At 60.5% G+C, this 18,071-nt stretch carries 15 protein-coding genes; 4 read left to right on the forward strand and 11 right to left on the reverse strand.

Annotated features, from left to right (window positions below):
* Positions 1 to 205 precede the first annotated feature (205 nt).
* Positions 206 to 961: a hypothetical protein gene (locus tag ASD01_RS10540; RefSeq protein WP_060643924.1), complete on the reverse strand. Its 756-nt coding sequence runs from the start codon at positions 959 to 961 to the stop codon at positions 206 to 208.
* 475 nt (positions 962 to 1,436) lie between these two features.
* Between ASD01_RS10540 and ASD01_RS10545 the strand changes: the two genes are divergently transcribed.
* Positions 1,437 to 3,191, forward strand: a complete 1,755-nt coding sequence (locus ASD01_RS10545; protein WP_060643925.1) for a lysozyme — start codon at positions 1,437 to 1,439, stop codon at positions 3,189 to 3,191.
* 65 nt (positions 3,192 to 3,256) lie between these two features.
* Positions 3,257 to 4,447 carry a DUF2235 domain-containing protein gene (locus ASD01_RS10550; protein WP_060643926.1) on the forward strand — a complete coding sequence of 397 codons (1,191 nt, stop codon included), beginning with the start codon at positions 3,257 to 3,259 and terminating at the stop codon, positions 4,445 to 4,447.
* A gap of 591 nt (positions 4,448 to 5,038) precedes the next feature.
* On the opposite strand, the gene ASD01_RS10560 is transcribed toward ASD01_RS10550, so the two are convergent.
* The 5 genes from ASD01_RS10560 to ASD01_RS10580 all read right to left on the reverse strand — a co-directional run bounded on the left by ASD01_RS10560 (position 5,039) and on the right by ASD01_RS10580 (position 10,535).
* Positions 5,039 to 6,232 (reverse strand): transporter substrate-binding domain-containing protein, encoded by a 1,194-nt coding sequence (locus tag ASD01_RS10560; protein WP_060643928.1) that lies wholly within the window; start codon positions 6,230 to 6,232, stop codon positions 5,039 to 5,041.
* A gap of 3 nt (positions 6,233 to 6,235) precedes the next feature.
* Positions 6,236 to 8,179, reverse strand: a complete 1,944-nt coding sequence (locus tag ASD01_RS10565; protein WP_060643929.1) for a hypothetical protein — start codon at positions 8,177 to 8,179, stop codon at positions 6,236 to 6,238.
* Between the two features lie 636 nt (positions 8,180 to 8,815).
* Positions 8,816 to 9,628 (reverse strand): aminoglycoside 3-N-acetyltransferase, encoded by an 813-nt coding sequence (gene aac(3) / locus ASD01_RS10570; protein ID WP_060519111.1) that lies wholly within the window; start codon positions 9,626 to 9,628, stop codon positions 8,816 to 8,818.
* A gap of 416 nt (positions 9,629 to 10,044) precedes the next feature.
* Positions 10,045 to 10,236 (reverse strand): hypothetical protein, encoded by a 192-nt coding sequence (locus tag ASD01_RS10575; RefSeq protein WP_127890351.1) that lies wholly within the window; start codon positions 10,234 to 10,236, stop codon positions 10,045 to 10,047.
* 20 nt (positions 10,237 to 10,256) lie between these two features.
* Positions 10,257 to 10,535, reverse strand: a complete 279-nt coding sequence (locus tag ASD01_RS10580; RefSeq protein ID WP_060643930.1) for a hypothetical protein — start codon at positions 10,533 to 10,535, stop codon at positions 10,257 to 10,259.
* 271 nt (positions 10,536 to 10,806) lie between these two features.
* Here ASD01_RS10580 and ASD01_RS10585 point away from each other — a divergent pair, with 271 nt between their 5' ends.
* Both ASD01_RS10585 and ASD01_RS10590 read left to right on the forward strand, forming a co-directional pair.
* Positions 10,807 to 11,016, forward strand: a complete 210-nt coding sequence (locus ASD01_RS10585; RefSeq protein ID WP_034799975.1) for a dodecin — start codon at positions 10,807 to 10,809, stop codon at positions 11,014 to 11,016.
* A gap of 312 nt (positions 11,017 to 11,328) precedes the next feature.
* Positions 11,329 to 11,778, forward strand: a complete 450-nt coding sequence (locus tag ASD01_RS10590) for a lipocalin-like domain-containing protein (protein WP_063979512.1) — start codon at positions 11,329 to 11,331, stop codon at positions 11,776 to 11,778.
* A 180-nt stretch (positions 11,779 to 11,958) separates the two neighbouring features.
* Here ASD01_RS10590 and ASD01_RS10595 read toward each other — a convergent pair whose 3' ends face one another.
* The 5 genes from ASD01_RS10595 to ASD01_RS10615 are packed head-to-tail and all read right to left on the reverse strand — an operon-like array spanning position 11,959 to position 17,937.
* Complete coding sequence (locus ASD01_RS10595; RefSeq protein ID WP_060519115.1) at positions 11,959 to 13,485, reverse strand: amino acid permease; 1,527 nt, start codon at positions 13,483 to 13,485, stop codon at positions 11,959 to 11,961.
* A 33-nt stretch (positions 13,486 to 13,518) separates the two neighbouring features.
* Positions 13,519 to 13,878, reverse strand: a complete 360-nt coding sequence (locus ASD01_RS10600; RefSeq protein ID WP_060643932.1) for a DUF1937 family protein — start codon at positions 13,876 to 13,878, stop codon at positions 13,519 to 13,521.
* Positions 13,879 to 13,915: 37 nt separating this feature from the next.
* On the reverse strand, positions 13,916 to 15,310 hold the full coding sequence (locus ASD01_RS10605) for an FGGY family carbohydrate kinase (RefSeq protein WP_060643933.1): 1,395 nt from the start codon (positions 15,308 to 15,310) through the stop codon (positions 13,916 to 13,918).
* Complete coding sequence (locus ASD01_RS10610) at positions 15,311 to 16,537, reverse strand: NAD(P)/FAD-dependent oxidoreductase (protein ID WP_060643934.1); 1,227 nt, start codon at positions 16,535 to 16,537, stop codon at positions 15,311 to 15,313.
* Positions 16,534 to 17,937 (reverse strand): NAD(P)/FAD-dependent oxidoreductase, encoded by a 1,404-nt coding sequence (locus ASD01_RS10615; protein ID WP_244495221.1) that lies wholly within the window; start codon positions 17,935 to 17,937, stop codon positions 16,534 to 16,536. Before ASD01_RS10615 ends, ASD01_RS10610 begins: the two co-directional genes overlap by 4 nt.
* Positions 17,938 to 18,071 lie beyond the last annotated feature (134 nt).

Genomic DNA, 18,071 nt, shown 5'->3' on the forward strand with positions numbered 1-18,071 from the left:
CCCGCATTTTTAGGCATGCAAAACCTGTGTGCCGGGTCCGTCCGGACTGCCCGTTTTCCAGCTTCGACGACGTGATCCGGACCCTCAGAAGTTACGTCCGGGCCAGTCCGAGGTGACGATCGGAACGTCGAGCGAATCACGGCGATGCACCGGGACGGCAGGACGCTGATCTCCGATCTTTTGAGCCGGCTGGTCGTAGGTGACTTCAAGGGGTCTTGGCGGTATCGGTCGTCAGTTGAACCAGAAGATACGTGACGATTGCATCCCGCTTGGCCAACCCCTTGGGGCGGCCCTCGGGGTCCAGGGCAACCAGCGTTTTGCGTGCCAGCTGATCCATTTTTGTGAGCGCTTCGGCGTTCGTCGCGTCGGCTGTGATCGCTTCCTTCGTAAACCCTGGTAGCTCAAGAAGTTTGCCGGCGTCGGGCGCGTCGAGCGCCTCGCGGAATCGTGCCTGGGTCTCAGAACCGTTCTGGCCCGACAGGTAGCTGATCACCGCTCGGCCGTCGGCGGCCGCGGCGAATTTCCCATCCGGGTCCGTGACCACCAACGTCAATTCCGGATCAAAGCTCGACAGTGCCTGAAGGTAGAGGACGACGGCCGACGGGGCGTAGTAACCTGGGCGGCCGAGATGGAGGACAAGTGCTATCGGTCGCCCCGGCGTGAGGGTGCGCGTCAAGCCCTCGATCGCTGCGACGCCCTCCTTCTCTATCGATTGGAAATTTTCGACGACATCCGTAAGGGGCAATAGCTTGACTTCGGATTTAGCAGCCTCGCGAAACGTCAGTGCGACACCGCCCGCGGACAACTCGCTGATCGTCCCAGACGCGATGCCCCAGACCCCGAGCGGGAGCAGAAGCAGCGCGATGAAGGTGGTGCTCTCGCCAATCTTCAGATGTTTGAGGATCAGGGCAAGCAGCACAGCCAGTGGGATGCTTGCGATGGCATATACTATGGCGCTCATGGCTGCCCCCGCTCTAAAATCGAGCTATCGCGTATATCCTTAAACATTATAATCAGCCATTTTGGCTTTAACTGTTACATTTGGAACAGGTTCGTCACCAATCGTCATGTAAAGTATCGGAAGGATGGCTGAATAAATTCAGTCAAAGGCTATGTCCGATAATAAATGTAGGGATTTTCGTTCGAAAATCCGACGGATATCCTTGTTTTATCGCCAAAGTGAACGTTTCTCGTTGAATTTTCAACGAGGTGGATCTTTTCCATAGTGTTGCATACGAAACCCGACGACCATCTGACGGCTCTGTCCCAATGTGAAGCAGAGCCCGACGGCGGTTGGACATGCCCTGGCGTTGGTCTGGGCGATTGGCAGGTCCCGCGTGGCGTGACCGTGCCAACTTGAACGCACAGTAAACCGACCATCAGCCGCGGCAGAACTAGCGGGCAACAGCGCGCTACAAAAACGATGGGAGGCTTCCGTGAAGACAAGTGTACGCGGCATATGCGCCATGCTCGCCGAAGAGGCAATCGTCCTATCAGCCTACAACGATGGCACAGGAACCATGACGGTCGGCGCCGGACATACGGCGGCGGCCGGTCCACCTGTTCCCCGCTCCGGCCTGACGATCACCCTGACGGAGGCGATCAACATCTTCCGCACCGATCTTGCCAAGTTCGAGGCGCAGGTCCAGGCAGCCGTCAGGACCCCGCTGGCGCAGCATCAGTTCGATGCCCTTGTGTCGTGGCACTTCAATACGGGCGCGATATCGAAGGCAGGCTTGACGCAGAAGCTCAATGCCGGAGACGCTGTTGGCGCGGCCGCCGAATTTGCGCGCTGGAACAAGAGCAACGGCAAGGTGCTCGACGGCTTGGTCGCGCGTCGCGAGCGTGAAGCAGCCATGTTCGCAAAGGGAGAGTATGGCAGCCCGAAGATCCGCGTTCTGGAGAGCAGGGGCGGCCCGGACGAAATCTTCACCGCCGACCAGATCGAGACGCTCCTCGGGGGTGCCCCGAACTCGGAAGAAGAACAGACCACCGAAGAACTGCTGGCCAATCCGATCTCGCAGCTTCTCCCGCTCAACCGGCCCAAGCAATCCGCCGCGCTCACGAACACCGTGCTTCAGGAGTTTAGAAACCTCATCCCGGAAGAGGGGCGTGATGACGCTGTGACGTTGGTCGCCGTGCGCGGCTACTACCTCAACTCGATGGGCAAGGAGAGCGCAAACGATCGCGGCGTCTACGACGACGCGATCTTCATCGTCGAGCCGAGCGGTGTCCACAACTTCAACGCCAATACGGATCCCAGCCGTTTCGGTCGCGGTATCGCGCGGCTGAAGCCACGCCAGGCGATCCGGTACAGACCCGGTCTACACGGGTTTGGGCGCAAGAACGGACCCTATCCCGCCTTCCGGCAGGACAGCGACTGCACGGTCATTCGCGATGAAACCGGTGAGGATACGGATTCGCAGGATGGCCGCTTCTGGATCAATCTCCACCGCGGCGGCGTCACGTCCACCTCCAGCCTCGGTTGCCAGACGGTCCCACCGCATCAGTGGAACGAATTCAAGACCCTCGTAGACGGTCTGCTGAAGAAGCATGGACAGGAGACTTTTTACTACTTGCTCGTCGATCAGGACGATGTCCCACAGGAGGAAACGACCATGCCTGTTATCACGCAGCCGGCACCGGCTCCGGCGACGACCGAGGCGAACCCCGCACAATTGCTGCAACAGATCCTCGCGCTCGCTGCGATGTCGCGCGGACACAAGCCCGCGAACCAGGGCGACATGACCTGGCTGGTCGATGTCTTGCGGGCACTTGTCACCCAACCGACGATCAATGGCGTTGTCCTGAATGGCGCGAAACCGGACCCGCTCGCATCGGTCAGCGACCCTGACCTGACGCCGGTCAACGGTGCGCTCGGAAAGACGCTCGGGAATGCGCTCGACGGCCGCAAGACCGCGATAGGTGCCATCGGCATGCTCGCCACGACCCTTCTGCCAATCTTCTTCCCGCAGCTGGCGCCGGTCACGGCGATCGCTGCACCCTTGATCGAGGGGGCGGCGAACGCGGGCGCCACAGCGGCCGCGACGCATGCTGGCGGAGGGCTCGGCAGCGAGCTTGTAACGGCCGCCTTCCCTGTCTTTGCCGCGATTAGCGGCTGGGGCGTGATGGGCAAGGTTGAAAAATGGGTCCGCGCCCTTCGGGGCGGGCTTGAAGCGCCGGCCGCGTGAGAACCGCGGCTGCTCACGCCAAGACAACAGGGAAACGCACATCAGGGCCATAAAGGAAAAAAGAGATGAAACGCTTGGTTGTTTGTTTCGACGGAACCTGGAACGACGCCGACAGTGCCCGTTCCGAAACGAATGTCGCGCTGATCGCACGCTCCATTCGCGCATGCCAGCAGGATACAGGTGGTATTCCGCAGTCGGTCCTCTACCTGCGCGGCGTGGGATCGTCCGGCCTGCAGATTCAACGCATCCTGGATGGCGCAATCGGCACCGGCGTCGATGAGAACATTCGCTCCGGATACATGTTCCTGGCCCAAAATTACGTTGCGGGCGACGAGGTCTATCTCTTTGGCTTCTCGCGCGGGGCCTTTTCCGCCCGCAGCCTTGCAGGACTGGTCGCTTCATGCGGGCTTCTCAAGCGTCAACGGCTTGGGGATCTGCGCAACGCCTGGCACTACTACCGGAATTACGAGAAACGGTCGCCCGAGGATTTCGTGGAGAAGTATTCGACGGACGCGCATGTCGATGTTGAAATCACGATGTTGGGGGTCTGGGACACGGTCGGAGCGCTCGGGGTGCCCAGCCACATGTTCAGTGCCTTCAACCGAAGGGAATACGGCTTTCACAACACCACGGCATCTCGGATAACGCGTCACGCCTATCACGCAATGGCCATCGACGAGGCGAGGGACGAGTTCGTGCCGACGCTTTGGACCGGCGACGCCCCAGAAAAAGAGTCGGGCCGGACCGTTGAACAGGTCTGGTTCGCAGGCAGTCATGGCGACGTTGGCGGCGGCTATGTTGATCGTTCGCTGGCCGACATTCCGCTGGTCTGGATGGCCGAAAAAGCGCAGGCCTGCGGATTGGTCATCGACTGGGATATGTTGCCGAAAGAGCTCGACATATATGCTCCCCACCACGACTCGCGCGCAGGCTGGTCTTTCAAAGATCGGCTGACGCCGACTTTTCGGCAGATCTGCGAAAAGCCGTTCAAGGTGGACTACTACGAGACGCTCTACCGGCCGCGCGATGAAGGAGGCTTTCTGCGTACGATCAACGAGTCTCTCCATCAAAGCGTTATCGACCGCTATGGGCGGATGGCCCTCTTTTCTCCCAACGACGACCCGACGGCGCGCATGCAGCAGCTCTACAGACCACGAAATCTGGGCCCACTGTTCCCGACCCCGGTCTTGAGACGGCGCCCCTTGGTGCCGAACTCCGTCGGAACTGTGCAGCCAATCGGTCTTGGGGCCTCCTGAGTTCTATCGATCCAGTTCATGGGGGCTGAATGTGCCAGGCAAGACCGGAAGGTTTTGCCTGGTACTTTTTGATCAGGCTGATGCTGAAGCCGAAAGGAATTGCCGATGACGCGAGAGGGATCGAAGCGCTAGCCGGGGAGCGGTCCATATTCGCGTGCCTTGGATCTAGATTGCCGATGGAGGCGCTCCCGTCCGGAGCACATCTAGCCCTTCGTCTCCATCCGCAGGAGCCGTTGCACACGATACTCCACCGTCGGCCGATAAGTGTTTCAGGAAGTAGAAGGTGTCGCCGCGTCGGCGGCGAACCGTTGCCGTGGCTTGATACGTTGGTCTTCTGCATGCCGCTGTTGTGCACGCTTGAACGGCCGGCGCCCTCACTGCTGGTGATGGTCGCGCGTCAAGTGGGCTCGAATGAGGGTGACTTTGCGCCGGTCGAATTCGCGGCGACTGTCGAACGATCCTTCAGTCCAAAGCAAAATTATCGAACTCGGCTCAAGGGAAGGCCGGCGTCGGACGTGTTCAGATTTTATGCTCGCTTGCCCCTCACCAATGTGGACGCCTCAATATAGCGTCACATCGCTTGGCAGAATCTCAAAGGGGGTCGTACGCGGCCCCAACGCGCACCAACGTCGCATCCGGTTTGTCTTTCGTCTTGGAGGCGTCGCTTCCGGTAGGAATTCTGTTGATTCGGAACAGTGTGCCAAGAAACGGTGACTTCTGCGTTTCGGGGAAATGGCCGGTGAACAGTCTTTCGACGGTACCGTCTTCGAACATGCCGTAAAGCGCGAGAGTCAGGCGTTCGGGAAAATCTGGGAAATGTAGCGTCGAAACCACGAAGGCGTAAGGCTCATAGCTTCCCGCCGCGGCGGGGGTAAAGTCGGCGGCACAACGTGTACCCGCCTCTTCGTTGAAGCCGGCAAGCGCAGCCCTGATCATATCGATGTCCCCGTAGTAGCGACTCAGGTTTCCAGCGCAAAATTCTCTGGCGGCATCTTCGTGCGAGGGCATCGCCCGCGTGCAGACCATCAGGCCGTCCTTTGACCGGGCCAGGGCCTGCTGCTCGGCCGCCTCCTGGGAAGTCGACCCTTCGACATATCCCCAGATCTCGAAGGTCTTCATCTTTTCGTCGCCACCCTGGGGCACATGGCGGAGCGTGATATCGAAAGTGCTGCTAAGCCAATCCCACAAGCCCTGTGCGGCGGGCGGTGTGTTCTTGACGTCGGTCGTTTGAGGGCTTGGCGCCGGCCACCATTTCCACTCGTCTGGTTTCCCGCCTTGAACCTTGGCCACCCATGTGGCCACTTGGGTGCAGGTGGGTTTAGCGGGCGCATCTTCGGGAAGGTTGCCCGCTGCCTTTGGTGCAATCGAGCGGCGCTGCTGCTGAACGTAGGAACCGTTTGCGACGAAGATGATTGGTGAGAATTCGAGGTGGGAAACGGTACCGTCGTAAGCGAAGTTATGCATCCGCTGGAGGTTGATCGTCGTCGGATCGCAAAGAAGGTCGAAGTCCCCAGCACCCGTGCTTAGGAACTCGGCCCGCTTTTTTGTATCGACGTTCACCGTCTTGAAGCGATAGCCGGCGCGTTGGACTACCTCCGTGCAGATATCCCAGAAGAGGCCGTTGTACCCATTGGTGTTTGGATCCTGCCAGATGAAGGGCCGTGCATCGCTGCGAACACCTACGATGATCTCTTCAGTGTCGCTGGCATCGGCGCGTGCCGCATAGGTCAGTGCGTGGGCGGGGACGAGTACGGCAAGGACGAGTTTTTTGAATAGCGGGCGCATTGGCTACTCCGCGGGCGCTGGCTTTGGCGCTGACCGGCCAGGCACCTGTGCCGTACGGAGACGCTCACTGCTACTGCGCTGGTTGAGAAGGACTGCGGTTACGCAAAACACGACGAAAAACCCTATGAGCGCCGAAAAGAGCGCCGAGTAGACGATCAGGCCTCGGTCGATCGCGTCGAGGCTCTGCGTCGCTGCGGATTTCGCAGACCATGCGGTGAAATACCGAGTTAGTCCGCCGCAGAACGCCATGATGATGGCGGAGCCCAGCGCCCAGACTAGACTTGAGAAATAGGTCGGTCGCAGGGCTAGTGATAGTGCCCGTGCCGACCACGCGTCGAGGAGGAACGCCACAACGAGCGAAAGAACGACGCCGCGAGCGGCTGTGGGGGCATTGTATTCAAACGAAGACCGCAGAATGACCCAGATGCTTTGGCTGTCGGCAGCCCAGCCGGTGTCGAAGCCGGTCTTCCACAGCTGCAGCCCCATGACGAATGTCGCGGCGACGGCCCAGGAAGCGAAAGCGACAAGCACGGTCTGCGGCAACCACAAGGTCCAGTGCGCCAGCCGCATGTTGCGCCAGCGACGCGATTGCAGGCCTGCGTCACGAAGTGCGAGGGTCACGATCATCGGGATGCAATAGTTGTTGAATGCATAGAAGATGCAACTCAGCATTCGAGAGTAGGCATCGACCGGCTCGCCCCATACGAGTTCGTTTTCATATCGCCCGGGCAACAGGCTCCAGAACAGGCTGACGAACAGCACCACGCCAAGAGCCCAGAGCGCGGTGGTCGTCGCGTACGATCGACGATAACCCGCGGCCGTATGGGGGTGCAGCAATCCGCCGAGGAAAGCATCCAGCTTTTTCTTCGCAACGAACTGCTGGTGTGCGTTGTCTTCGTCGGAGGTTGTCGAAGAGGCGATAATGATCTCGTGCTCGACGTAGAGCGCGAGCAAAATGCAAAGGTCGTCGGCTAGGTCGTCAGCATCCGAGGCAAGTCGCTCCCACGTGGCGCGCTTACGCTCGCCGAGGCTTGCGTCGCCGGTGCCGACGACAGCAGCATCTTTCGTGCCACCGGACCCGTATTCCGATCTGTCGTCCAGTTCTACGATCAACTGATCCAGGCGCTTGTGCAATGCTTCCTCGAGCTGCTGGAAGCGTTCGCGCGCAGAGGCATTGGCGAGCTTGAGCTTGCGGTCGAAAATCCAGGCTGAAATCGCGAAGATCAATTCCAGATCGAGGCGGAAGTCCTCGGGTTCGCTAACCTGGTCCTTGGCGGCCGCTTGATAGTGAGCCATGCGGTCCCAACTACTGCGCGGAATGAGAAAGCGGTTTTTGTCAGTGGGTGCAGCGTCGGCCTCCGCCGCAGCCGAGAACCCCAGGTCCCTACGGCGCAAATCCTCGCTGGCGCCGATGACGTGCGTGGGTATTCCCGCCAGCCGATGTGCCGCCCCCCGCATCCAGTCTTCGAAGTTACCCAGGAGCGGGAAGGTGGGGGCCAGGCCAACCATGATAAGTGCTATGGCAAGCGACACTGATGCACTGATCCCGATATCGAAGTCGCGCACCGCCGCTGGATCCACAGCGCTCGATAGCGTCCATGGGATCGCTGCGGCGTCATTGCTCGGAGCGAAGCCAGCGATGACGGCAGTCGGGGCATCGTTCGCAGGGATGGGAAGCTTGCTTGCTCCGATTGCTAGGTCAGGTCCGCCGAGCATGGGTAGCAGTTCGGCATACGCACAAAGGAAGAAGTAAATGAGCAAAAGGATTAGGGCGTAGCATGCGTAGGCATGCATGACGATGCGCCGCGCCCGAAGCTTGTCGGGCGACAACAGGTTGACAAGCCGCTCCATCTGCCGCCCGCCCTCGTAGGTGACACGGTTGAAGCGCCCGTAAGAATAAAACAGGACTATCGCCGCTCCGAAGAGCAGCGCGACAAGGTTCGGCATGGTGGTAAATCACAGTTTGGAGCAGTGCCTTAACGGCACTGCTGTACCGCCGGGTTGCATTGTGCAGCTGCCGTCGCAGGCACGAATGACGTCAGGGCAATGAGCACGAGCAATAGCTTCATCATGGCATCCTCCCTTGCGATTTTGCTTTTTGATACTGGAAGCGATCAGCCAACAAGTCGCGTTGTCGAAAGGCATAAGTTGCAAGACAACCGAATGCTCACGAAACCACTTTCCCGATTGTATGATACCAAGCGCGTCGCGACGTGGATGTTACGTTCGTAACACCTGAAGCCCTTGGGCCGGTGTAATTTGTATTGCTCTCTGTGCGTATTGCGCCGTCGCCAGCGCGGTCACCAATCTCCACATCTCCAGGCAACGCGCCGGCTCAAAGCCGGATGGATGGCTCTTGGGCGCTGCGGCGTGCGGCCGCGAAGTATCTCAGCGGCTCTCCAGGCCGATGCCATGCCCTTCTGGGACGACAGGCAGCGCTTACGGCGTCGCCGACATCCCCATCGGTGTGCGCGGTCGCTGGCAGCGACCCTGAGGCCAAAGCGGCGCACGAGATTGGCGCCAACCGGATAAGGTCCAGTCTTCCGTCCGAAAAGGGCGGCCCGCATCGCTATGGACTGGTGCCTACGCACCCTTGCCAAATCGGCTTTCGAGATATGTCACACCAAACGACACGATGTCCCGCGCGTCGAAGAGGTGGCAGAACGCATCTCCGACCGTCCCGCTCCGGTGCCGGCTAGTGGCAACGTAGGCATTCGCAATCGTTTCGACCGCGTCGGCCTGGCCCGCGACCGCAAAACGATCAAGGATGCCGTTGGTGTCAAAGTCTTCGGCGGTCTCCCATACCGTTTCACCATTCGGACCAAGAAGCGGCATCTCGTAAGTCACGCGCCGCTTGCCGGGGATGTCGGCGATGGCTTCCGCATAGTGGAGAGCGGTAACGGAGTTCAAAGGCGCGCCCAGCAAGAGTACTTTTCCCCTAAGTTCGACAAATCGTTGGATTGGCGAGCCATTTCCCAAAGCCTGGCCAAGCCGATGAGGCTCGATCAACGTCTGGGAAAGTGGCCCAACCGCAACCATGGATGCGTCGGGATGAGCGCTACGGCGTGCGCCGGGCGCTTCAACAAGAAACTGGTTGAGCAGGCCGAAACCCGGATAGGTGCGAGCGGTTGCGGGATCGAACGGCGGCCAAGTACGACGCGCTTCATCAGCCATCCGGACGCCATTCAAAGTTTCCTCGTAGGGTGAGCGGTCCCATGAGGCATAGCCCATGAGGGTGCCCGATGACCCAATCGCATCGAGAAGTGCGCCGACAATGGCCGTCGGCCCGCCTTTGACAGCACCAACGGCTTTCAAGGAGGCGTGCACCATCAGAAGATCGCCCGTTCGAACGCCCAGTTGTCGAAGATCCGTCGTAATTTCAGTCCGGGTTTTCATCGAACCAGTTCAGATTTTCCGAGGTCTTGAAATCAGGCCGCCAGGGCCAGCACGTGTACCCACGCTACCAGTGAGGGCGAAGGTCAAAGCCAGCATGCGTGTGCGGAGGCCGGCGGGCGACTTGCCAATTGTAGGGCATGAACTGTCTCCTCTCCGAGCAAACAATGCTTAATTGAGGCTGGATGCAGAGGCGTGTTCCATGCGATGTTTAAAGCGACGCCCGACGAGCCGTAGCGAGCACCGTGGCCTAGAGGGCCTCGCTCGCGACTTTGGCCGCCATCGATACCAGGAGCGCTGCCAAAGCAACGGCTGTTCCAAACCTCGCGATCTTCATACGGCGTTCGCGACGGCCGTTCCAGTCATATCCCATCAGCGTCGCCTCCCGTTCCGCATTTGGTTTGGTCCGCCAAGGGCTTTCAATCGACCTTGCGCCCTGGCCGGCGTTCTTGAAGTAACTTGAGGTATCTGCGCCGGATGCAATCGATGGGTACATCGCCGGTGAACCGCAGCTTGAGCAGGACCTCGACCTCGGCATCACGCTCGATCGCCATGCCGCGCTCTGCCCATTTCGCAACGACGCGATCGGCGATTTCCTTCCGCGTGGTCACGAACGTCCCTTTGCTTTGGGTCATTTTCGTTGCAGGGCGAGCGCGCCGGCCTCCCGGCAGACACCCCGCAGCGATGAAGACCGATCCGCAAGGCCTCCCAACGTCCCACTGATGTGATCGGCCTGTTGTCTGGTTAATCTGAACTGCAGCGCCGACACATCCGTGAGATTAGGGTCGACGCTGAATTCGATCCTCAAGAAAACGTCGCCCGTTTCATCGCCTTTTGCCGGCTCGGCTTTCCAGCCGACGATGGTCGAGGACCTGACATTGCCACGCCCCTCCGTACTCCAGTCGTTCATGTGCTTGCAAACCTCTCTCTTTGCGAAAACCAACGACAGACAAGAAGCTCTAGACCGCACGCCAGGAAGAATGTCCGAAGTGCGCGTATCAGAATTGGTACATACCAGTGTTAAGCAATAGTTTTGATTTATGCATTTGGCATTTAAAAATTACAGGTCGCTAAAAGATTGATGCGACAATAGAGCCAGACACTTCCTTGCGCTGATTGTTAGCGCAAGGATTGCAGCTTGCCTGTAGGATGTCCTTTCTCAAAGCAAACGGGAGGTTGTTATGAGTGATCACGTCTATAAGAAGGTAGAGCTGGTCGGCAGTTCGAAGTCGTCTGTTACCGACGCTATCGAAACCGCGATCGCGCGTGCATCGAAGACCATGAGAAACCTGGAATGGTTCGAGGTCGACCAGATCAGGGGACACATCAAGGATGGCGAAGTCGCGCACTACCAGGTGGTCATGAAGGTCGGGTTTCGTATTGACGACTGAACAGGCGACGCGTGGGCGCCAGCTTGGATCGACTGGCGCTTGCAGCAACGATCGTTGCGCCACGCCGGTAAAACACGCGGCTCAGTCGATTGTGCAGGGTTAGTAAGGGCTACATTCTGCTCCAGCATAAAGCTCCGCACATGGCAGGGGTGTGCCATGGAGCCCCTGCGGGCACGCTGCTGCAGAGCGAAAGAAGACGTGGTGGCCAGGACGCGGGTCAACGATCGACTGCGCGGGATCATGGCGAGGTTCCGCCGAAGCCGGGGCCATATGGGCCGTCCAAATGCTCGCTCGAGAAAGGGAGGATAGGCAATGGAAAATACGCAAGGTGGGCCGCTTAGCCGCGATCTCCTTCTTGGAAGCTGGAGGATGACCTCGTGGGTTGCGAGAGACGTCGCGACTGGAGAGCGCAAGGATGCACTCGGTCAGAACCCTCAGGGCACGGTCGTCTATACACCGCAGCGCGTGACTTTTCTTATTCTCAAGAACAATCGCAAGCGGCCCGAGCGATTGCCGCCGTCAGACGAAGAGAAGATCGCCTTGTTTGAGACGATGTTTGCCTATTCGGGCACCTACACGGTTGAGCCGGATCGGGTCGTGCACCACGTCGATATGAGCTGGAATGAAGCATGGAGCGGCACAGAGCAGGTACGGTTCTGCAAGGTCGACGAACATACGCTGACTTACACCTCGGCCCCAGCCCCAAGCCCATTCGACGGGCGTGAGGTCGTCCACGAAGTGACTTATGTCCGAGAAAAGTGACCAGCGAATGCGCCGCTACAAATTTCTGCCAGTAACTTGTAGCGGCCTCCGCAGGCGTCGATGTGGTGCGTGCATAACGAGGCTCCGGGCACGATGATCCTGGAAATCAAGCGGATCCTGCCGTTTCGCGTGTACCCTTGGCATCGGGGCACCGGTGCATCATCACCAACGCCATTTGGCCTATTCGGCGGGCGTGGGTGCGAGTTCTGCGCCGCGGTCTGCATCTAGGATAGCGTCGATGGCAATCAGTTCAGGCATTTTCAAACCTCTCGCGCCTCCGCGGGAGACTAGGAGATACGCGAGATACACCGCACCAATTGCGAACATGATGGCGACATAAGACCAGGGCTTTGAGAAGGACGCATCGCGGAAGATCGCGAGTTCAAAGGCAAGCCATGCGATCGCCAGTACGAGCACCGGCACTTCCCAAACGCCCAAAGAGAAGCCCTGGCTCGGCGGCAGTCGATGACGCTTGGTCGCGTACATCAGCACCGTCACCGCGTAGATGATTGCCGGAAGCAATGTGGCGGCCGAGAACAGGGAGAACAGCGCATCCGTCTGCTGTGAAAACAGGGCAAGGATGATCTGGCCGATCGCGGCGACGAAGATGGTCGCATTGACCGGCGTGTGGAGTGTCGGGCTGATCTTGTGCCACAGTTGCCATCCGGGGAAACGCTCGTCTCGCGACATGGCCCAGACAAGCCGGGTACCGCTCAACAGGATAACGAGGCCACACGAGAAGATCGATATCACCACCAGCACAAGCAGGAAGTTGCCGACGATTGGTCCAAGTACACGCGAGATTACGTCGGCGATGGGCGTTGCGGAGGCGGCGACAGCGGCGGGATCGCCAAGCAGAGCGGTGACTGCGATCAGGAACAGCATGCCGATGACACCAAGGCTCAGGACCGCTTGCCACATGGCCCGCGGCACGACCCGCGCCGGATCGTGCGTTTCCTCGGCGAGGTTGGCGGCGGACTCGAAGCCGACGATCGTGAATGCGCCGAGGAGCGTGCCCATGATCCAGGGACCTGCCTTTGTCAGTTCGCCGAAGGCATAGTAGTCGTCGCCGGCGACGCTGCCCGTACTGAAGAGATTGGCGAAATCGAGTGCGTTGTTGATGTAGCCGACAGTGAATAGTAGAACGACGAGCCCGATCATGCCGACGAGCTGGATGGTGACCGCGATCGCATTGAAGCGCTGGGTGAACTTGGTCGAAAACGCAATCATGACGGCCTGGGCGATGATGACGAGGCTGGTAATCCACCAGGCATTGGTGGGCGTACCCTCATACCCGAACAGCACCGGCAGCACGGTCGAGGCAATGGTGTAATCCACCGCGCAAAGGACGACGGCGAGGAAGGTGAAGCTGATCCAGCCCATGATCCAGCCGAACACCGGGTTGGTGATACGCGAAGCCCATTGGTAGACGTAGCCAGTCACGGGAATGCGGGCTGCGAGCGAACCGAGAATGAAGGCGACCATCAACTGGCCGACGACGACGACGGGCCAGGTCCAGATGCCCATCGGCCCGGATGTGGACAGCATCGCGCCATAGGCGGTGAAGATGCCGGTCGCGATCGACACGAAACCGAATGCGACGGCAAAGGACTGGAAGGCCGTGACGTCGCGCTTCAACCGGTCGTGCTGGCTCTGATGATTGGACGATGGCCCTGATGCGGGCCGCGCCTGGGTATTGCTGCTCATGATTCCCCTCCTGTTTCGAATTTAGATTTCAGGTCACGCCGGAAATTCGCCCTTCGCGTCGCTCCAGAGGCTGACGCGGCGATCTCGCTGCCGGAAGAATTCGATCTCGCGCGCGACACCGGCGCTTTCCTTCCAGCCGGGCTCGTCGATGACGATCAATTCCTCCATCGCGTCCATGAACACGGCGTCGACGGGCGCCCAGAGCGTGCCAATCGCGGCCTTGTCGAGATGGGCAAGATGTCCGTTGATCGGATGGGACATCGACACCTGGCTGAAGACGACGGCGCCGTTACGAACGATGCGAGCGGCCGCCTCGTTCGAGATGTCGAAGCGTTGTTCCACGACTGCTTTGTCCGCATGCCCGTAGGGGCACGCGAGAAAGATCTTTCGCATGTAAAACTCCGTGTGTTGTGTGGTGGGGCGGCCGCGTTTACTGCCGCCAGGCCCGGGCCCGTTCGATTGCTCGGGCAAAGCGCAGATGATCATCGGCGTTGACCGTATCATCCGGATGGAAGGTGATCGCCCGACTGCGTGCGCCGTTGACATCGACCCCGCAAAGCTCCGCAAGCCCGAGCGCCGTCAGTTCGTGCATGGGGGCGACAGTGATTGAACGCTTGCTAGCCGAGGCAAGAAACTGCGCGAAGTAGGCACTTTGGGAAAGGCCGCCGTCGATCGAGATGCTTGATCCGAGCTCGCCTACTTTTGCCGCCGCCTCGATGAGTCCGACCGTCAGCATGGCGATGCCTTCCAGCACCGCACGCACGAGATCGCGCCGATCGGTGGCATGATCCATGCCGATGACTAGCGGTGCGGCTTGTCTGTCCCAGTAGGGCGCTGCAAGGCCGGAAAGCGCGGGCACGAAGACGATCCCGCGCGCAAGCGCCGAAGGTCCTTCGAAACTGCCGAGCTCCTCCATGGCCGAGAACAGGCCGATGTTTCGTGCCCATTCGAGCGCCGAACCGGCGTCATAGACGCCGCCTTCGAGCGCGAATGTCGGCGTTTCGCCCTGGCGCTGCCAGGCGATGGTCGGCAGCAGATCGGATTCTGGTGGCCGCCCGGTGCCGGCAATCGCCAGCAGGAAGGCTCCGGTTCCGAAGGTGATTTTGCAGTCGCCGGGCTCGCGGCAGTTGTGGCCGAATAGGGCCGCTTGCTGGTCGACGATCGACACCTTGACGGGCGTACCGTCGATCGTCCCGAAGCCGGCATCGACGGGCTCGATCTCCGGCAAGCACTGGCGCGGGACACCGTGCAACGAACACATCTCCTCGCTCCAAGTACCCGTTGAAAGATCGAGCAAGCCGGTGCGCGAAGCGGTCGCAAGGTCGGTGCGGAAGGTGCCGCACAGACGATCGAGGAAGAAGGCATCCGTCGTGCCAAGCCGCAGGCGGCCGGCTTCAAGTGCAGCGTTGACGGCCGGAACGTGCTTGACGAGCCAGGCGAGCTTGCTTGCGGAAAAATAGGGATCGAGCGGCAAGCCGCAGACCGCCTTTGATCGGGCCTCGGCTGCAGGCGGCAATGCGGAAAGGTCGGTGGCCGTGCGCGCATCCTGCCAAACGATGACAGGCGAAAGTGGCTTGCCGGTCTCGCCATCCCAGGCCAGGCAGCTTTCGCCCTGGTTCGAAATCCCGATGGCATCAACGGCGCCCGCGCTCGCCAGCACGGACTGGATGTTGCGCAGCAACTCTTCGGGATCGTGCTCGACCCAGCCGGGGGCGGGATGATGCTGTGCGTGGCGGCGGGTCCCGGCCACCTCCCATCCGCCTCCGTCCTCGATGACGAGACAACGGGTGGACGTCGTTCCCTGATCTATGGCGGCGACCCGCATCTATTCTTCCTCCCTGAAACGAAAATGAACTTGCCGGGCATCGGGCGCCTTCGGCGGAATAGGCACGAGTATCCGTCGTTCGGGCGACCAGGTTCCGCTCGCCTGCCAGATTTGCTGGCCATCGATCTCCAGAGAGAGCCGGCCGCGAACGCGCCTCAAGACGCGCAACTGAAATTCTCGAAAGGCCGTCGAAATGCTCGACGTCCGGCGCAGAATGTTCGGTACGACAAGTTTGATCGGCGCATCGAAGCTGACGGGAACCGGCGCGCCGGCGTCGGGCTCGCGTTGCAGATCGTCCGCGACGGCCCTGCCGATGGAGCGACCCTCGCGATAGGCCCAGCCGCCGGTTTCGACCGCGCGCAACACGTTGCCGGCGGCGAAGTAGAGTGGATTGTGAGAGCGTCCATGCTGATCCACGGCCGGACCGGCGCTGGCCCGGTCGACACCTATCGGCGATTGCAGGAAGAGGGCCGACTCTGGTGTGAACTGGCCGGTGAGGAGCACGCCGTCACAAGCAATCGTCTCGACCGCTCCGCCGCGGCGGATCTTCACGGCCTCGACGCGGTCACGCCCGACGATTTCGACGAGGTCGGTGCCGCGATGAAAGGGGATGCCCATCATCGTCGGGAACCAGGTAAGTGGCGCACGGGCGAGCGCATGGGTACGAGGCTCGATTATCGCAACCGGCCTTGCGCCATGGGTCAGGCAGGTCAGCACTGCGGAGAGAGAGACAAGTTCGGAACCGACGATCAACGGTCGCCGGAACGGCAGCAGACCATGAAAGGCGAGATAGGATTGGAGCGTGCCCGTGGTGACGACGCCGAGCGGGCGGTCACCCGAGATCAGCCGGGCTGAACGTGGTTTTTCTCGCGCGCCGGTGGTGACGATCACGCGCTGGGCAGCAATACGTTCAGCACCATGGGCGGATGCGACAAGGACGGAGCCGTTATCTGCCAGCTCCACCACCGAGTGACCGATCCGGATGTCGATACCAGCCTTTTCGGCCTCCAGCGTGAGTTTGCGCCCGTACGCGGCGCCGAAATAAACCCTTCCGAATTCCAGCATCCCGAAGGGGGAATGGCTGCAGTGGCGAGTGGCGCCGCCGAGAGCCGGCTCGCGGTCGAGCAGCACGACGCGCTTTGCACCCTGTCTGCGCAGCTCGATGGCTGCCGCCACGCCGGATGGCCCGCCGCCAATGACGAGAACATCTGTATCGAAAGCGCTCATCGTTCAGTCTCCGGGTCGACCGCCAACGGCGTGGCAAGCCGGCCTTTCGTCATCTCGGCCAGACGCGCATTGCAGTAAAATCCCTGGCAGCGGCCCATACCGGCGCGCGTGCGCCGACGAAGGCCGCCAAAATCGCCGGGCGGTACGGCGCTTTCGAACGTTGCCTCGACTTCGCGGCGCGTGACGAGTTCGCAGTGACAGACGATTTCGCCGTGATCGGCGCGTTGCCAGTCGCGTTCGCGGCATTCGGCGAGATTTGGCATCGCGATCGTCGGTACAGTTTCCGGTGGCGGGTAACCCGTGGCAAAGTCGGCGTGAAGCTTCAATGCGTGCCGTGCAAGGCCAAGTGCCGAGCTCAGGCCGGTGGAGCGGATGCCGCCAAGCGTGATCGCGCGTCGGTCGGGTCGAACGAAAACGCGGTAGGCCTTTTCTTCGCTTGCAGGACGAAGCCCCGCATAGACAGCGGTAACCGGAATGCCGGCAAGGGCGGGAACGATCTCCGCTGCCCGATTGACGAGAGCTTCGAGCGTCTCGGTCTCGACAGTGGCACGCACCCTGTCTTCCTGTTCTTCCGCCGTCGGGCCGACCAGCACATTGCCGAACGCGGTCGGGCAGACGACGATGCCCTTGGTGATCTCCGTCGGCACGGGCAGGATGATGCGGGGAACATGACGGTAGGCCGCCTTGTCGAGGACGACGAACTGCCCCTTGCGCGGCTTGATGCGAAATTCGGAGCCGAGTCCGAGACGGTCGTCGACGACATCACCATAAAGTCCGGCCGTGTTTATCACCGTGTCGGCAATGATTGGGCCCGCAGATGTCTCCAGTCGCCAGGTGCCATCGAAGCTGCCCGCCATCAGTTCGCAACCGCGCAGGAAGATCGCTCCGAGCGCGACTGCCTGGGTAAGATAGGCAAGCGGGGCCGACCACGGATCAATGACATGTTCGCCAGGAACCTCCAGCGCGGCTGCGAGGCTTTCCGACAGCGACGGCATCGTGCTGCGCGCCTTCACTCCGGTCATCAGCTTGATATCGGTCGTGCCGTTGTCGCGTGCCTGTCTGGCGATTGCCTCCAGCTTGTCAGCCTCGAGCGTGTTCCAGGCGCAGACAAAGGCGCCCGTCGTCACCAGCGGCAGGTTCAGGCTGTCCTTGATTTCGAGATACTCCTGCCGGCCGGCGCGAACCAGTTCCAACTCCAGGCTGCCGGGAGGTGCGTCGAAGCCGGTGTGCAGAATGGCGCTGTTGGCCTTAGACGCTCCCGACAGGATGTCGTGACCCTTTTCCATTAGCACGACCCTTGCCCCTGCAAGCGCAAACCGACGGGCAACTGCGCAGCCGACGACGCCTGCCCCGATGACGGCGACGTCGAAAACGCGATCGTTCGGCGGCTGGGTGGGCAAGATGTATTCTCCCGTTCGGTCAATCATTGACTGAACGGTATAAAGTAAATGCCCGAATGTAAAGCGTTTCGGCTCGGCAGGTCAGCAGGCAACTGGATTATACAGCCATCGTTTCGGCGTCGCCCGTCGATCAA

It is taken from the genome of Ensifer sp. Root423, from assembly GCF_001426275.1.
Taxonomy (GTDB): domain Bacteria; phylum Pseudomonadota; class Alphaproteobacteria; order Rhizobiales; family Rhizobiaceae; genus Ensifer; species Ensifer adhaerens.

Excerpts from the sequence above, each read along its gene's own strand:
- ASD01_RS10605 (WP_060643933.1), bottom strand. The coding sequence starts at position 15,310 with ATGCGGGTCGCCGCCATAGATCAGGGAACGACGTCCACCCGTTGTCTC.
- ASD01_RS10595 (WP_060519115.1), bottom strand. The coding sequence starts at position 13,485 with ATGAGCAGCAATACCCAGGCGCGGCCCGCATCAGGGCCATCGTCCAAT.
- ASD01_RS10565 (WP_060643929.1), bottom strand. The coding sequence starts at position 8,179 with ATGCCGAACCTTGTCGCGCTGCTCTTCGGAGCGGCGATAGTCCTGTTT.
- ASD01_RS10585 (WP_034799975.1), top strand. The coding sequence starts at position 10,807 with ATGAGTGATCACGTCTATAAGAAGGTAGAGCTGGTCGGCAGTTCGAAG.
- ASD01_RS10550 (WP_060643926.1), top strand. The coding sequence starts at position 3,257 with ATGAAACGCTTGGTTGTTTGTTTCGACGGAACCTGGAACGACGCCGAC.
- ASD01_RS10590 (WP_063979512.1), top strand. The coding sequence starts at position 11,329 with ATGGAAAATACGCAAGGTGGGCCGCTTAGCCGCGATCTCCTTCTTGGA.
- ASD01_RS10560 (WP_060643928.1), bottom strand. The coding sequence starts at position 6,232 with ATGCGCCCGCTATTCAAAAAACTCGTCCTTGCCGTACTCGTCCCCGCC.
- ASD01_RS10600 (WP_060643932.1), bottom strand. The coding sequence starts at position 13,878 with ATGCGAAAGATCTTTCTCGCGTGCCCCTACGGGCATGCGGACAAAGCA.
- ASD01_RS10610 (WP_060643934.1), bottom strand. The coding sequence starts at position 16,537 with ATGAGCGCTTTCGATACAGATGTTCTCGTCATTGGCGGCGGGCCATCC.
- ASD01_RS10580 (WP_060643930.1), bottom strand. The coding sequence starts at position 10,535 with ATGAACGACTGGAGTACGGAGGGGCGTGGCAATGTCAGGTCCTCGACC.
- ASD01_RS10540 (WP_060643924.1), bottom strand. The coding sequence starts at position 961 with ATGAGCGCCATAGTATATGCCATCGCAAGCATCCCACTGGCTGTGCTG.